This window comes from Grimontia sp. SpTr1, assembly GCF_947387585.1.
Lineage (GTDB): Bacteria > Pseudomonadota > Gammaproteobacteria > Enterobacterales > Vibrionaceae > Enterovibrio > Enterovibrio indicus.
Map to the genome: position 1 here is coordinate 136,222 of NZ_CANDOD010000011.1, position 15,513 is coordinate 151,734.

At 46.9% G+C, this 15,513-nt stretch carries 11 protein-coding genes; 6 read left to right on the forward strand and 5 right to left on the reverse strand.

Going from position 1 to position 15,513, the window contains the following annotated elements; translation table 11 throughout:
- Positions 1–6 precede the first annotated feature (6 nt).
- On the reverse strand, positions 7–1,104 hold the full coding sequence (ugpC, locus tag QL223_RS16170) for a sn-glycerol-3-phosphate ABC transporter ATP-binding protein UgpC (RefSeq protein WP_002537204.1): 1,098 nt from the start codon (positions 1,102–1,104) through the stop codon (positions 7–9).
- 597 nt (positions 1,105–1,701) lie between these two features.
- Here ugpC and QL223_RS16175 point away from each other — a divergent pair.
- Genes QL223_RS16175 through QL223_RS16200 form a run of 6 tightly spaced genes read left to right on the forward strand, consistent with a single transcriptional unit; the run spans position 1,702 to position 8,414 of the window.
- Positions 1,702–2,757, forward strand: a complete 1,056-nt coding sequence (locus tag QL223_RS16175) for a 4-hydroxythreonine-4-phosphate dehydrogenase PdxA (RefSeq protein WP_281545307.1) — start codon at positions 1,702–1,704, stop codon at positions 2,755–2,757.
- The gene (locus tag QL223_RS16180) at positions 2,754–3,926 is read left to right on the forward strand and encodes an L-rhamnonate dehydratase (protein WP_002537208.1); all 1,173 of its coding nucleotides are present in this window, start codon (positions 2,754–2,756) and stop codon (positions 3,924–3,926) included. Before QL223_RS16175 ends, QL223_RS16180 begins: the two co-directional genes overlap by 4 nt.
- 8 nt (positions 3,927–3,934) lie before the next feature.
- A complete protein-coding gene (gene araD1 / locus QL223_RS16185; RefSeq protein ID WP_002537211.1) occupies positions 3,935–4,945 on the forward strand; it encodes an AraD1 family protein in 1,011 nt (336 codons plus the stop codon).
- 11 nt (positions 4,946–4,956) lie between these two features.
- Entirely contained in the window at positions 4,957–5,907 is a 951-nt protein-coding gene (locus QL223_RS16190; RefSeq protein ID WP_281545308.1) for a YncE family protein, read from the forward strand.
- 2 nt (positions 5,908–5,909) lie between these two features.
- On the forward strand, positions 5,910–7,484 hold the full coding sequence (locus QL223_RS16195) for an aldehyde dehydrogenase (NADP(+)) (protein WP_281545309.1): 1,575 nt from the start codon (positions 5,910–5,912) through the stop codon (positions 7,482–7,484).
- Between the two features lie 24 nt (positions 7,485–7,508).
- Entirely contained in the window at positions 7,509–8,414 is a 906-nt protein-coding gene (locus QL223_RS16200; protein WP_281545310.1) for an SMP-30/gluconolactonase/LRE family protein, read from the forward strand.
- A 23-nt stretch (positions 8,415–8,437) separates the two neighbouring features.
- On the opposite strand, the gene QL223_RS16205 is transcribed toward QL223_RS16200, so the two are convergent.
- From QL223_RS16205 to hrpA, 4 genes are all read right to left on the reverse strand, one after another.
- Positions 8,438–9,436, reverse strand: a complete 999-nt coding sequence (locus QL223_RS16205) for a substrate-binding domain-containing protein (protein WP_281545311.1) — start codon at positions 9,434–9,436, stop codon at positions 8,438–8,440.
- Positions 9,437–9,550: 114 nt separating this feature from the next.
- Positions 9,551–10,408, reverse strand: coding sequence for a DNA ligase (locus QL223_RS16210; RefSeq protein WP_281545312.1), 858 nt, complete (start codon positions 10,406–10,408; stop codon positions 9,551–9,553).
- Positions 10,409–10,585: 177 nt separating this feature from the next.
- Positions 10,586–11,197: a murein L,D-transpeptidase catalytic domain family protein gene (locus tag QL223_RS16215; RefSeq protein WP_046302625.1), complete on the reverse strand. Its 612-nt coding sequence runs from the start codon at positions 11,195–11,197 to the stop codon at positions 10,586–10,588.
- Between the two features lie 340 nt (positions 11,198–11,537).
- Positions 11,538–15,440 (reverse strand): ATP-dependent RNA helicase HrpA, encoded by a 3,903-nt coding sequence (gene hrpA / locus QL223_RS16220; protein WP_281545313.1) that lies wholly within the window; start codon positions 15,438–15,440, stop codon positions 11,538–11,540.
- Positions 15,441–15,513: the final 73 nt, after the last annotated feature.

Below are 15,513 nucleotides of genomic sequence, written 5' to 3' on the forward strand. Positions count from 1 at the left end.
CTTCGATCAGTTGTCTGGGTAAAGTGCTTTTTCGGTTTTTGCATCGAAGATATAGAGGTCTGAATACTTGAAGTAAAAATCAACGTACTCGTCTCTCTTAGGCAAACATTCGGATGTCACTTCAATAGCAACCCGGTTGCCGCCGATTTCAGAAACAATGATGGAGTTAGAACCGCAGTACTCTGTAACTAGTACTGGGAGGCTTATTTTGTTCGCGTGTTCCAGAGGCTTTGTAGAAAATGAAGACGGACGAACACCTACATAGACAGAAGATGATGGTAGTTGTTTTATTTTATGCTCAAGCACCGGATCTACTTGGAATTGAAAGCCATCACCGTCAATAAAGATCCCGTCTTCTGTTTGCCTTACTTCGCCAGATAAGAAGTTCATTGAAGGCGAACCCATAAAGCCCGCAACAAATTTGTTCACCGGTCGGCAAAAGAGTTCTTCTGGCGTGCCGTGTTGCTGAACGTACCCGTCGTTCATGACCACAATTCTATCTCCTAGCGTCATGGCCTCTATCTGATCATGGGTAACGTAGATAATGTTTTTGTTGACCTTTTTTCTCATAAGAATGAGCTCAGCACGCATCTGCGCTCTCAGCTTTGCATCGAGGTTGGAAAGAGGTTCATCCATCAGCAACGTAGAAGCATCACGTGCCAAGGCTCTTCCCATTGCGACACGTTGGCGCTGTCCTCCCGACAATTCCCCAGGCTTACGATGGAGCAGATGATCAAGACCAAGCATTTCAGAAACGCTTCTTACCCGTTGGGCAATTTCGGCTTTGTCCACTTTGGCAAGGCGAAGCGCGAAAGAGAGGTTCTTCTCTACGTTCATGTGCGGATAAAGCGCATAGTCTTGGAACACCATGGCAAGGTCTCTATCTCTCGGCTCTAGTTGGCTTACCTCTCTATCACCTATATAGATGTCGCCAGAAGAGACTCTCTCTAAACCGGCAATCATGCGAAGTGTTGTTGATTTACCGCAACCCGATGGGCCGACTAACACGGTGAACTCGTTGTCTTCAAAGGTCAGGTCCAGCCCATGGATGACTTCGACGTGTTCGTAACGTTTCACGAGTTCTTTAATTCTGATTTGAGGCATGTTCAGTCCTTGAAAATGTAACAACCAACCTGCGGTGCTTTTGTCTCGAGAAGTAAAAGAACAACTTCACCTCTCAGTCTGCTGTCGCCCAGAAAAACGAGCTTAAGCGTAACTGGTCTATTAAAAGTACCAGAAGAATTCATTTTCAGATCGTCGCCTGATCATTTTTTGTTCATAATTGGCTTTTGATCAAATTTGATAACGCAATACATGAATGATTTATTGTTGATGAGACGATTAGCAATATTCTTTAATTATTTTTGGTTAAAAATCGACAATCCATATTTTAATCCTTTAATAACAACATTTTAAATTTATACCATTGGTATTTCAACGCATGTTGGTAATAATGCCATCAGTAAATATCAATAACTTATCCGGCAATATATCTCCAAAAGTCTACATAAACTGTGGTTAAAACTAGTAAGAGCCTGTCTTTTCACCTTGTCAGACAAAATATCAACTGGTACGTTTTAAATACCATTTAGTATAAATATTGAGCACCCAGCGGCGACCCATACCGCCGAGAACATGCCTCACAGAACTCAGCGCGTTGGTGGGATCCGACAGGGAAAAGCGGATAACAGGAAAGATAGAATGGCGAGAAATGAGCCAATAGTGGCGGTGACATTGGGGGATCCATCAGGTATCGGCCCCGAATTAGTTGTAAAGAACTTTGCAGACCCTCACTTCGATCGCGGACGATGCAAAATCGTGATCGTTGGAGACGAATGGCTGTTTAGCAAAGCGCAGAAGAACGTCGGTGTCCAAATAGACACGGCACACATCGCCAATCTTGATGATTTAGCGCAAGCCTGTGAAAACAAGATTTACTTCCTGCCAATCAACACGATGGCGGAAGAATCTTTGCAGGTTGCTGTTGCAAACAAAGCAAGCGGAAGATCAGTACTCGATGCACTTTCTCTCTGTCTCGAGGCCGCGCGAGACGGAAAGATAGACGCCATCTGCTTTGCCCCACTCAACAAACATGCCATGAAATTGGCTGGAATGGCTTTTGAAGACGAACTCCATTTTTTCGCGGATTTTCTAGATGTCGATAACTACTTTTGTGAGTTCAATACGTTAGATGGCATCTGGACATCCAGAATTTCATCACACGTTCCCCTGACAGATATCTCACAGTACATAACGAGCGAACGTATCATCTACGCAGGCTGTTTAATCAGCGATAGCCTCATCAAAGCCGGTATCTCCAATCCAAGAATAGCGGTAGCAGCACTAAATCCCCACGGTGGTGATGGCGGTACGTGTGGCAGAGAAGAGATCGACATCATAGCTCCAGCGGTCAGTCTCCTGAAAGAGATGAACGTCAACGCATACGGTCCATTCCCAGCAGACACCATATTTCTGAAAGTCAGGGACGGTGAATACGATGCGGTTGTCACCATGTACCACGACCAAGGACAGATCGCTATAAAACTGTTGGGCTTTGAAAATGGCGTGACTGTCCAAGGTGGGCTCCCTATTCCTATTACTACCCCAGCTCACGGAACGGCTTTCGACATCGCCGGAGAAAACAAAGCCAACTTTAATGCCATGCGCAAAGCATTCAATTTAGCCTGTGTCATGGGTGAATCACAATTTAGGGAAAATCCTCCTCCAATCGATGATCTTAAAGAGGGAAGCCAATGAAAATTACATCGATTAAAACCCGAGTTTTCGAGTGGAAGGGTCACACTGTTCCACCCTCTTCTAACTTCTGTTCGAACGCAACAGATATGCTTTGGCGTTCAGGCGATTCAATGGGCACATTCCGCTTTCATGATTGGGCGGTAGTGGAGATACAAACAGATACCGGTATTGTCGGCATCGGTAATGTTGCCCTGGCACCGCGCATCGCTAAAAACATCATTGACCATTACCTGGCTCCACTTGTCATCGGTCATGACCCTTTTGACTACGAGCATATTTGGCAAAGCATGTATCGCTCCACCATTGCTTGGGGGCGCAAAGGAATCGGTATGGCCGCTATTTCTGCCATTGATATCGCTATATGGGATGTCATGGGCAAAGCCACGAATAAACCGGTATTTAAACTGCTTGGAGGCAGAACGAAGGAAAAAATCCCTGTTTATGCCTCAAAGCTGTACCGAACTGACTTAGATGAAATGCAAAGAGAAGCGCAGTCTTATCTGGATCAAGGCTTCAACATGATGAAAATGCGTTTCGGTTACGGCCCAAACGACGGCCCTCAAGGCGTTAAACAAAACCTAATGTCCGTTGAAGCAGTTCGGGAAGTTATCGGCTACGACAATGATTTGATGCTTGAATGCTACATGGGTTGGAATCTGGAATACGCGAAGCGCATCTTGCCAAAACTTGAGCGCTTTGAACCGAGGTGGTTAGAAGAGCCAGTGATCCCAGATGATATCGACGGTTATGCTGAACTGAATCAGTTGACGAGTATCCCGATTTCCGGTGGAGAGCATGAATTTACCAGTCATGGTTTCAAGCAATTGTTAGACAAAAGAGCAATTTCTGTCATTCAGTACGATACCAATCGCGTCGGTGGTATCACAGCCGCACGTAAAATTAATGCCTTAGCCGAGGTTTATAGCGTACCTGTCATTCCTCATGCGGGGCAAATGCACAATTACCACCTGACGATGTCCACACTGGCGTCTCCTATTGCAGAGTTCTTCCCTGTTCATGATGTAGAAGTTGGTAACGAACTCTTCTACTACATATTTGAAGGCGACCCTGCTCCCGTCAATGGATATCTGGATTTAGATGACAATATGCCTGGGTTGGGCTTGTCAATATCAACCAAATATTTGGACCACTTTAATATCATCGGATAGGTGCCAACATGACCCACTATCGTGTAATCCAATTTCTGTCGAACGAAGGGCCTTGCTTAGCAAAGGTTATTAATGCTGACGAGGTGATACCTCTAAAGAAGACACTGACCACCTATGACGTAGCTTTAATGGCTTTAAAAGGCTCAATACCATTAACATCCTTGATTGACGGTTTGTTGTCGGATAAAGCCATCAGCTATCAGCAACTGATTGATGAAGGTCTGATTCTTCCTCCTTTTCATCATCCGGACGATGCCCACGCCTTTGTCACGGGCACTGGCCTAACTCACTTAGGCAGCGCGGACACACGTTCTTCGATGCATAGCAAAATCCAGCAGGATGAGTCGACACTGACGGACTCCATGAAGATGTTCAAGATGGGCATAGAAGACGGTATCGCGACAAAGACACGTTATGCCTCTCAACCCGAATGGTTTTACAAAGGAAACGGCAGTATTGTCCAAATGCCATTTGGTGCGATGGCCTCCCCTTCTTTCGCGCAAGATGCAGGGGAAGAGCCCGAACTCGTAGGCGCATATATTAATGACGGTCTTGGGAACCCCCATCGCATCGGCTTTGCAATAGGAAACGAATTTTCTGACCATGTCACCGAGCGTCACAACTACCTGTGGCTAGCGCATTCCAAACTCCGGAATTGTAGCTTTGGACCAGAACTGCTGATTGGCGAAATTCCGGAGAGTCTTGAAGGTACCAGCAGGATTCTTAGAAATGGCGAAGTCATCTGGGAAAAGCCATTTGTGACAGGCGAAAGCAATATGTCCCACAACATCCGTAATCTTGAACATCACCATTTCAAGTACAGTCTTTTCCGTCGTCCCGGTGACGTCAATATACACTTTTTCGGTACGTCGACGCTCAGCTTTGCAGATTCGGTAAAGACCATAGACGGTGACGTGTTTGAAATTGAAGTGCCTGAGTTCGGCAGACCACTGAGCAACAAATTGGTGCAGGAAAGCCCAAGTACAGACTCAGTTGTGATTGTTGATGTGATGTATTGAAGGGATTAGGCATGAATAAAGATATTTTGCTATTGAACCAAAAGAGCGCGCACACAATCGGCTTTTTTGATGTCGAAAGCGGTGAAGCGGTAAAGCAAATAGAGTTGGGCCAGTTTCCTCACGAGTTTGTTGTAGATTCTAAAAATGAGTTTGCGTATGTAGGCCATTACGGCGTGCAAAACTCTGGGATTACCGAAGACCATGGCGGCTGTAGTATTTTCGTGATTGATTTGAAAACTCAGGAGCACGTCCACACCATTAGTACTTGGCCATATTATCGTATTCATGGCTTAGCGCTTGATAACCAAGACCGCCTTTATGCCATGAGTGAATCCCAAAATGTCATGGTCATCTTTGAGTCACCCAGAACGGCCTGCGCACCTGATAGAGCACTGCCTTCCGGTGGTCTTAAAACGCACCTGTTTTCACTAACAAAGGATGGCAGTACCGCTTATTGTCTGAACCTTCTCAGCCATACTGTGACAAAGATTAAACCTTGGGACCCTGCCTTTGCCCCCGTTGCCATATGTCCGGGTAAAAAGCCCGAGGGTAATTGTTTAACCCGTGATGAAAAGACACTATTTGTGACCAACCGCCTTGATAACCAAGTTGTCGCGGTTGATACAACATCGCTAGAAGTGACTGCGCGGGCAGACACAGGGGCCGATCCCACCAGAGCCTACCTGTCTCCTGACAACCATCTTTATGTCACCAATTACGGCGGTCAGTCCATCAGTATTTTTACCTTAGCACTCGAAAATATAGGGATAATTGACTTACCTGCCGATCCAATTGCTGTCAGCTTCCATCCAACGAGCGGTGATGTTTTTGTTTCATTGACTAATGACACCGTTGCAGCGCTCGATGCGAATAATTTAAACGTGAAGCGTTCATTCTCTTGCCTCGCGGAGCCCGACGTTTCAATGGTCCTTCAATCCTCTTCAACTCAAAACGGAGTCTGAGTATGTCTGTAAACGGCGTAATGTTTATTGCTGGCGAAGAAGTCAATGGCCAAACCGGTCAGATGTATTCAATCAATCCTGCGACCGCTTTACCTTTTAGTCCTCCCTTCGCTGGCGCATCCAGTGAACAAGCAATGGCAGCTTGTATAGATGCAGATAAAGCATTCGGGAGTTATCGGCACACATCACCGAAACATAGGGCGAGATTTCTACGAAAAATAGCTGAAAACATCATGTCGCTCGGTGACGAACTTATAGAGCGGGGGACTTTGGAAACAGGTCTACCGCTAGCCAGGCTAGTGGGTGAAAGAGGAAGGACCTGTTCGCAGTTGAACCTCTTTGCAGATGTTCTTGAAAGTGGCAGTTGGCAGGATGTCAGAATTGACTCTGCTCTCCCCGATAGAAGCCCACTTCCCCGCCCATACCTTGGTATGACGAAGCTGCCTTTAGGACCAGTGGTTGTTTTTGGTTCCAGTAACTTTCCACTTGCTTTTTCTGTTGCAGGTGGCGATACCGCATCAGCATTGGCGGCTGGTTGCCCAGTCATTGTAAAAGGACATCAGGCACACATGGGGGTATCCGAATTAGTTGGGCGATGTATCGCAGAGGCTGTTAAATCATGTGAGTTACACCCCGGGACTTTCTCTTTGGTTTTTGCAAATGGTAACTCCATCGCACATGAACTTGTTGCTCACCCTAGTGTGAAAGCTATTGGATTCACCGGCTCTCAAGCTGCTGGTCTGGCTTTGATGCAAACAGCACAATCAAGGAAGGAGCCTATTCCAGTCTACGCAGAGATGAGCAGTATTAACCCAGTGGTGTTAATGCCGAAAGCTCTTGAGGCTGACCCTGAAGGTTTAGCTAATCAGTTTGCCGCATCTTTGACGATGGGTGCGGGACAATTTTGTACCAACCCAGGCTTGATACTCGCAACTCCTAGCCCCTCGTTGTCTCTGTTTATTGAACAAGTAAAGCTGCAACTTACGGACTGTAGTGCTGGGACCATGCTGACGAGTAATATCTTTAAAAATTACGACAGTGCGCGAAACACAATGATGGGTCACTCAAAGGTAAACGTAATCGTCGAGGGAAAAGCAGACAGCCCAAACAGTTGTCAGCCCGCGTTTATCGAAGTATCTAGTAGAGCTTTCCTTGAAGACGAAAGCCTACATGCAGAGGTATTTGGGGCTTTTTCCATGCTGGTTACCTGTAAGAACACAACAGATATGATCCAAGTTATTAAACGCCTTGAAGGTCAACTGACGGGTACTGTGCATGCCGATTCTGATGATGACACTGAGTGTGTTCATGGCATCGTGTCAGCGATGGAGCTCAAAGTTGGGCGAATCCTGTTTAACGGATTCCCCACAGGGGTTGAGGTATCAAGCGCGATGGTTCACGGCGGTCCTTATCCTTCAACATCGAACAGTCAAACCACATCTGTGGGTACACTCGCGATTGATAGATTTGTTCGTCCTGTCTGTTATCAAAACGTTCCAGAGGCTTTTCTACCTGATGAGTTGAAAGCAGATAACCCACTGAATGTCAGCAGAACGATAGATGGCAAGCCAGAATAAAATAAAGAATCAGGATAGCGCTTCATGGATTACACCATTCATTTCAATGATATTTTCGCTGAAGGAAAAACACCGCAGAAACTTTGCTCTGGCGTAATATGGGCAGAAGGTCCGGTCTGGCTGAGGGAAACTAATGAGGTACTTTTTAGTGATGTCAAAGGCTGCAAGCTCTATCGATGGAGTGAAGCGGATGGCCTCAGAATAGAAAAAGATTACTCCCATTTTTCGAACGGGAATTATCTTGACTCAGATGGCAATCTTATCAGTTGTGAACATGGTAGGCGCTGCATCAGCAAAACTACACCAGACGGTGTCAGCACTATTCTCGTTGATAACTTTGATGGAAAAAGATTGAACAGCCCAAATGACGTTGTGGTTAAGCGAGATGGCAGCATTTGGTTTACGGATCCGCCATATGGGATTTTAGGGAATGACGAGGGATTTCAGGCACAAAGCCAGATGATTGGATGTTATGTTTATCGCTTCGACCCGGTAACAGGTGATCTGGATATCATGACGACGGACGTGCAGAGGCCGAATGGCCTCGCTTTCTCGCCGGATGAACAGACGCTGTACGTAGCCGATATGTCGATAGTCGAATTTCCCACCAAGGGCAGACGAGAAATCCGCCAGTTTACTGTCGAAGAAGACGGTTCACTCGGTAAAGGGGACACCCTCTGTATTGTCGAGCCAGGGATCCCAGATGGGTTTAGAGTAGACATTCAAGGGAACATCTTCTGCAGCTGCGATGAAGGAATTGCCGTTTTTACACCAACCGGCGAGAAACTTGGATTAATACCCGTACCTGAGCGGGTCAGTAACTGCACTTTTGGCGGTAAAGATCAGTCCTACCTGTTCATCACTGCAACAACGTCACTTTATGGTATCAAACTGAATACGCAGGGAATCCAATACACCCAAACAACATGATTTTTAAGGCCGTTTAGGTTGGTTTATAAGCTAAGGCTCTCGCCTTCATCAATATCAAAGCCCAGCGGCTCCATGTCAATTTGGGTTCCATGAATTTGACTGAATAAAGCCAGTGCAGCATGTTCGCCAGTTTCTCTATCAGGCGTAATGACACTGGCCAATTTCGGCATCATAGACTGCCCGATATCAAGTGCATGAATACCGGCAATGCCAATTTGCTCTGGAACCGACAATCCCTGATTTTGGCATTCAATCAATACGCCAGCCGCAAGTTCATCATCTGTGCAGAAGAAAGCATCGGTATCCGGGTAGCGTTCCAAAACCTTAGTCGTCATTTTACGGGCCAAGGATACTGACGATTCGGCCTTGGCGGTAATGCTCCTTGGTGTCAGCCCTGCGTCTTCCATCGCGTCAACGTAACCTTGAAGCTTGCTTGAGGTTCGGATCCCCTTTTTCACATTCAGACAAACAATGTGTTCGAAGCCGCGCTCAATCATCAGGGTGACCATAGAAAATGCCGCCAGCTCGTTATCGATTCCAACGCTTTGGGCAGTTTCATTTTCCGTCGCATCCATGATTTCGATATAAGGGATGCCCGCGGTGTGAATCATTTTCAGAGATTTCTCTGTATGGTCGTTGTCAGCCAAGATCAACCCGTCCACATTGAACGAAAGCAATGACTCAATACGTTGCTGTTCAATCTCTGCCTCATAGCCGCCATGAGCCAGCATCAGTTGGTAACCGTTTTCTTCTGTAATGGCTTCTATACCTGCGATCACTTGCTGGAAAACAGGATGACGAAGAGAAGGAAGGATGACGCCAAGCGTTTTACTGCTGCGGTTGGAAAGAATATCGGGAACCCGGTTTGGGATGTAGCCTAAATCATCGAGGGCAATCTGGATTTTCTCGCCTGTTTTCTTAGCGACTTTGTGTGGATGTTTGAGGTAGCGACTGACGGTCATTTTGGTGACACCAACGCGCTCGGCCACGTCACTCATGGTAGGACGACGATTCTTTCCCATAGCAATCTCCTCAAAACACGCTTCCAATAAGTTTTTGAGACGATTCAGTTATTCGCCAATAGGAATATGCAAAGTGTGACCCATAACATTAACTCTCAGCTCACACAGCTATGACTATTGTTTGCTCTCATCCACCCGCATAAAACGCGCGAACTTCGGAATACCATTTTTGGTAAACCCATTGTGACGGTATGTCACCAGCTCACCAAGAGCTGGCGGGTTTTCCCGTTGAAAATCAGAAAAGCCAGTGCCGATTTTAAATTCCTTCCCATTGGGCATCCTCACTACTAATGCACCCAACCGGCCTTCATGCTTTCCTTTGCCGTCTACATACCCAATCACCTCAGCTTCGGCATCATCAGCCACTTTCATTTTGATGACATTTGCCGAGCGCCCGGCCTGATAGATACCACTTAGCTTTCTGAGCATCAAACCTTCACCGCCTGCATCATTGATTGTCTCAAGTAATGCCAACAGAGATGCTTTGCTTTCAACAGGTTTGTGTTCAACAAAATCAAGATGAGGAATATTCAGTCCTTGCGCCATGCTCTTAAACTGCTTGTAGCGAACATCAAAGCTATCAAGGCTGGCAGGAAGGTCGAAGACCATAAATTTCACCTTCTTCCACTCTTTGTCATCAGGCTTGCCATCCATGACCGCCGCCATCGTTTCTTCAAAGCGGTTACGGCCTATCCAAAGCTCACCTTCCAGAGGTATTTCCGGTAACGCATCAATAAACCATTTCGGTGCGTATATCAGTTTGCCTTGTCGTGTAAAAAGGTACTGGCCGCTCCAGTAAGCTCGAATACCATCGAGTTTTTCACTGAACACATAGTTTTCCCAGTGACTGATTTCAGACTCTTCAAATGGAATCGCTAATTGTGGCTTATAGTGCAAGCAAGTGGTGGCATGGACATGCTGACTGGTTGCCAGACCTAAACTGATGGCTAAAAGCAATGGAGCAGGTTTCATGGTTTCTACACAATATATTCAGAAGGTAGATATCCATTTTTCCTGCGAAGCGCCCTATTACCAGTTTGGATGAGGTATTTGAGATATCTCATCAAGAACTTTGTTTGCTGTTGCAGATACAAACAAAAAAACGGCGCATTCGTCTGAATGCGCCGCCATTAAATTCGTATTTGAACATCAAGCAAAAGCGTAAATATAAGTCCCGTTCTTGATGGTATTAATCACTTTCTTCGACAAGTAATTCGGCAGCGCCGGACAACCCCAACTACGACCCAGCTGACCTGTTTTCGCAATGACATTTGGATGAGCATATGCCGCACCATGAATCACTATCGCTCTGCGACGCGCGTTGTCGTTCACACCTTTAGACAAACCATCGAGACGCAATGAGTAACCGTGTTTCCCGTAGTAAGTCTCCGCAGCACGGAACACGCCGATAGAGGTTTGGCGCGAATTCACCACGTTAGAAAATTTCTTTGCGTACAGTGAGCCGCTGTTTTTGCCATGAGAGACATAAGAAGCAAACAGCACCTTGCGTTTTTCTGCATCAACGACCCAAAAACGTTTTTCTGAAGAAGGTTTGCCGTAGTCAATGAGAGTGAAAACAGATTTTCCTGTTCTGTGTGTGCGGAAGTGATTGTAGGCTTTCTGGAATTTGTCGAACGATACCTCGTCAGAGAGGCTAAGTTGCCGATACATAGACTGTGCATCTGGCAGAATGGCTGCGAATACGTTCGCAGAAAACAGTAATAAAATGAGCGCAAAAGTCGCTTTCAACGCCTTAAACATAACATTCCCCGTAAATGGTATGTGATTAAAAATGCGTGCCGAGCAATGCAAATCGGCTAATCCCATTTATGTCATACCAAAATTCGTGCCAGAGCCTTATCTGAAACGATTAATTATATTTTTTCAGTAAGTTAGCTTTTTTTAGTTTACAAGCTGCGCATTTTTCCTTTCGTGCGTAACCTGCATGTGGTCAGTGAGAAAGGCATATGCTTGCCGTTTGTCATCACCTGTATGAAGGAATGTTGCCATAGCGGCAAAAGGTGAGAAAGCCAGCGACAACGCTGGCTTTCTATTTTTATAGATAAGTGCTTCTAAGATGAAGCATGACTGTAAAGCAGAGCTAGATAGCGTCGATAGCGTTCTTGATTCGCTTATCTGAAATCGGATAAGGCGTACCAAGTTGCTGGGCGAAGTAGCTAACACGAAGCTCTTCAATCATCCAGCGGATTTCCTTCACTGACTCAGGAACACGCTGCCCTTTCGGGATTTTGTTCAGCAGCTCTTTGTAGTCGTTAGTGACAGATTCAATCTTGAGGATGTGCAGACGATCCTTGTTAGGATCAATCGGCAGTTTTTCCAGACGACGCTCTACCGCATTCAGGTAACGCTGAATATCCGGCAAACGCTTCCAGCCGCATTCCGTCGCAAAGCCTTTGAAGATCAAGCTTTCTACCTGAGCTTTGATATCGGAAAGTGCGAATGCCATGGTGAAGTCGATTTTACCTTTCAGCTTCTTATTGATGCTGAATGCCGTCGTCAGGATCTGCTCTACCTGTTTGGCGATTTCCACCACGGTGTCACCCAGTTCTGCACGAACATATTCCTTCAGTGCTTCAAACTCTTCAGGTTGCCACTTCAAACCGCCCTGCGACTCAATCAGCTTATCCACGCCACAGGCAATGCAGTCATCAATCAAATCCAGCACACGACCGTAAGGGTTGAAGTACAAACCGAGTTTGGACTTGTTCGGCAAGTTGTCGTGCAGATACTTGATTGGCGATGGTACGTTCAGAAGGATCAAACGACGCTGACCTTGTTGCATCGCCTGACGCTGCTCTTCTTCGGTTTCGTAAAGCTTAATGCCCACCGAATCTTTGTTATCAACAATCGCAGGGAAAGCTTTTACTTCAAAACCACCGCGTTTTTGCTGATACATTTTCGGCAGCGTGCCGAAGCTCCAGGTGGTGAGCCCTTGTTGCTCGATATCGTCATCCGCAACCTGAGACAAGGTTTCCTGAACCTTCTCTTTCAAGCCATCTTTCAACTCATACAAATCGTAGCTTTCGTTCAGCTTGCGATTCTTATGGTCCACCGCGCGATAAGTGATCTTCAAATGCTCAGGCAACTGGTCCAGCTGCCAGTTTTCACGAAGCACGTTCACGCCAGTCATACGTTTGAGCTCTTTCTCCAGCGCATCTAACAAGGGCATTTCCATTGGTGTCACACGCTGCAGGAATGCAGACGCATAGTTTGGCGCCGGAACAAAGTTACGACGTAACGTCTTAGGTAGCGATTTAATAAGCGCAACAATCAGCTCGTGACGTAATCCCGGGATTTGCCAATCAAACCCTTCAGGATCAATCTGGTTCAACACCGGCAGCGGAATATGAACCGTTACACCATCGTGATCTTCACCTGGTTCAAACTGATAGCTTAACTTGAGCTTCAGATTGCCTTGATGCCAAAAGTTGGGGTAATCCAGCTCAGTCACATGGCTGGCATCGCCTGCCAACAGCATGGCTTTTTCGAAGGTCAGCTTTTCTGGTTCATCACGGCTGGCTTTCTTCCACCAGCTGTCGAAATGACGACCGGAAACTACGGTATGTTCGATACGCTGATCGTAGAACTCGTAGAGCGTGTCATCATCAACCAGAATATCGCGGCGACGTGATTTCTTCTCAAGCTCCTCGACTTCCGCCAGCATTTTACGGTTCTGATGGAAGAACTTGTGTTTGGTATCCCAGTCCCCTTCTACCAGCGCAGAGCGGATAAAGATCTCGCGGCTGACAATCGAATCTATGCTGCCGTAATTCACCTTACGCTTTGGAACGATTGGAATGCCATAAAGCATGACTTTCTCGAACGCGAATACCGCTGCCTGTTTCTTCTCCCAGTGCGGCTCGGAATAGCTTCGCTTGATAAGATGTTTCGCCAGTGGCTCTACCCATTCAGGCTGGATCTTAGCGGCAACACGGCCCCAAAGCTTAGAGGTTTCAACCAGCTCGGCGACCATCACCCACTTCGGCTGCTTCTTGAAAATGCCTGATCCTGGGAAGATATTGAAACGGGCATTACGCGCACCCTGATATTCGTTCTTCTCCTGATCTTTGAGACCAATATGAGAGAGCAAGCCAGCCAGCAGTGACATATGAATGGACTGATAATCAGACGGTTCCTGATTGATCTTAAAGCCCAACTCATTCACCACCTGGCGAATTTGATAATGAACGTCTTGCCACTCACGAACACGAAGGTAGTTCAGATAGTCTTTCTTACACTGCTTGCGGAATTGGTTACCGGAAAGCTCTTTTTGCTGCTCTTTGATGTATTCCCAAAGATTCACATAAGCGAGGAAATCTGATTCTTTGTCATTAAAGCGGCGATGCTTTTCATCAGACTGCTGCTGTTTATCCGATGGACGCTCGCGCGGATCCTGGATTGATAGCGCAGACGCAATCACCATGACTTCATGCAATGAGCCAAGACGGGCTGATTCCAGCACCATACGCGCCAAACGCGGGTCAATTGGCAAGCGCGCCAGATTACGTCCCGTTTCGGTCAGACGTTTGTGATCATCGTCTTTCTTGCCTTCTTTCAGCGCACCAAGTTCTTCCAACAGTCGAACACCGTCAGAAATGTTGCGGCTGTCAGGCGGCTGAACGAATGGGAAGGCAGAAATGTCACCCAGGCCAATGGCCGTCATTTGAAGAATAACGGACGCCAGATTGGTACGCAGAATTTCCGGATCGGTAAATTCAGGACGCGACAGGAAATCTTCTTCTGAGTAAAGACGAATACAGATACCGTCTGACACACGACCACAACGACCTTTACGCTGGTTCGCACTCGCCTGAGAAACGGGTTCGATTGGCAGACGCTGAACCTTGGTACGGTAGCTGTAACGCGAAATACGCGCCGTACCCGGGTCAATCACGTACTTGATGCCGGGAACCGTCAGCGAGGTTTCTGCTACGTTAGTTGCCAGAACAATGCGTCGACCAGAATGGGACTGGAACACACGATTTTGCTCTGCCGATGACAGACGTGCATAGAGCGGCAAAATCTCGCAATCACGCAGATTGCGTTTATTCAGCGCATCAGCCGTATCACGGATTTCACGCTCACCGTTCATGAAGATCAGAATATCGCCCGGCCCTTCGTCATGCAGTTCATCGACTGCATCGAAAATTGCCTGAAGCTGGTCACGATCAGTATCTTCACTGTCTTCAACTAGAGGGCGGTAGCGCACTTCCACTGGATAGGTGCGGCCAGAGACTTCGATAATCGGCGCGCCACGGAAGTGGTTAGAAAAGCGCTCAGGGTCGATGGTTGCCGATGTGATGATCAGTTTGAGATCTGGACGCTTTGGCAGCAGCTGTTTCAGGTATCCAAGGATGAAGTCGATGTTCAGGCTGCGTTCGTGCGCTTCATCGATGATGATGCAGTCATACTGATTCAGAAAACGATCATGCTGGATTTCCGCCAGCAGAATACCGTCCGTCATCAGCTTCACACGGGACTCTTCCGACACCTGGTCGTTGAATCGAACCTTGTAACCGACCGTTTTACCCAGTTCAGTTTCCAGTTCTTCAGCGATACGGGTTGCTACTGAACGTGCAGCCAGACGGCGGGGTTGGGTGTGGCCAATGACGCCTGATACACCAAGTCCCAGCTCCATACAGATTTTAGGCAATTGCGTGGTTTTACCTGAACCGGTTTCACCGGCGACAATGACTACCTGATTGTTGGCAATCGCCTCTGCAATATCGTCTTTTTTCTGACTGACTGGCAGTTGCTCAGGGAAAGTGATGTTTGGCTTATTGGCTAAGCGTTGCATGCGTATTTGCATCGACTTAGCGATGTCCAGCGCGATCTCATCGAAGACAGCCTGACGGGCTTCGTCTTTCTTAATGCGTTGTGCTCCCTTGATGCGTTTGCTGAGACGGAACTTGTCTTTCAGCATGCAATCATCAAGCGCAGCGAAAAGCGTTTTAGCGTTGTTTTGATGGATTGAAGCGGTCAAATCGATATCCAAAGAAATGCTGTTTTGAAGAAAATCCACTCACGATACGAGCGTAAGACTCGATAAGGCTCAG

Bases quoted from the DNA above. Each gene is read 5' to 3' on its own strand.
- QL223_RS16200 (WP_281545310.1), top strand. From the start codon at position 7,509: ATGGATTACACCATTCATTTCAATGATATTTTCGCTGAAGGAAAAACA.
- QL223_RS16190 (WP_281545308.1), top strand. From the start codon at position 4,957: ATGAATAAAGATATTTTGCTATTGAACCAAAAGAGCGCGCACACAATC.
- QL223_RS16180 (WP_002537208.1), top strand. From the start codon at position 2,754: ATGAAAATTACATCGATTAAAACCCGAGTTTTCGAGTGGAAGGGTCAC.
- QL223_RS16175 (WP_281545307.1), top strand. From the start codon at position 1,702: ATGGCGAGAAATGAGCCAATAGTGGCGGTGACATTGGGGGATCCATCA.
- QL223_RS16215 (WP_046302625.1), bottom strand. From the start codon at position 11,197: ATGTTTAAGGCGTTGAAAGCGACTTTTGCGCTCATTTTATTACTGTTT.
- araD1 (WP_002537211.1), top strand. From the start codon at position 3,935: ATGACCCACTATCGTGTAATCCAATTTCTGTCGAACGAAGGGCCTTGC.
- QL223_RS16205 (WP_281545311.1), bottom strand. From the start codon at position 9,436: ATGGGAAAGAATCGTCGTCCTACCATGAGTGACGTGGCCGAGCGCGTT.
- QL223_RS16210 (WP_281545312.1), bottom strand. From the start codon at position 10,408: ATGAAACCTGCTCCATTGCTTTTAGCCATCAGTTTAGGTCTGGCAACC.
- QL223_RS16195 (WP_281545309.1), top strand. From the start codon at position 5,910: ATGTCTGTAAACGGCGTAATGTTTATTGCTGGCGAAGAAGTCAATGGC.
- ugpC (WP_002537204.1), bottom strand. From the start codon at position 1,104: ATGCCTCAAATCAGAATTAAAGAACTCGTGAAACGTTACGAACACGTC.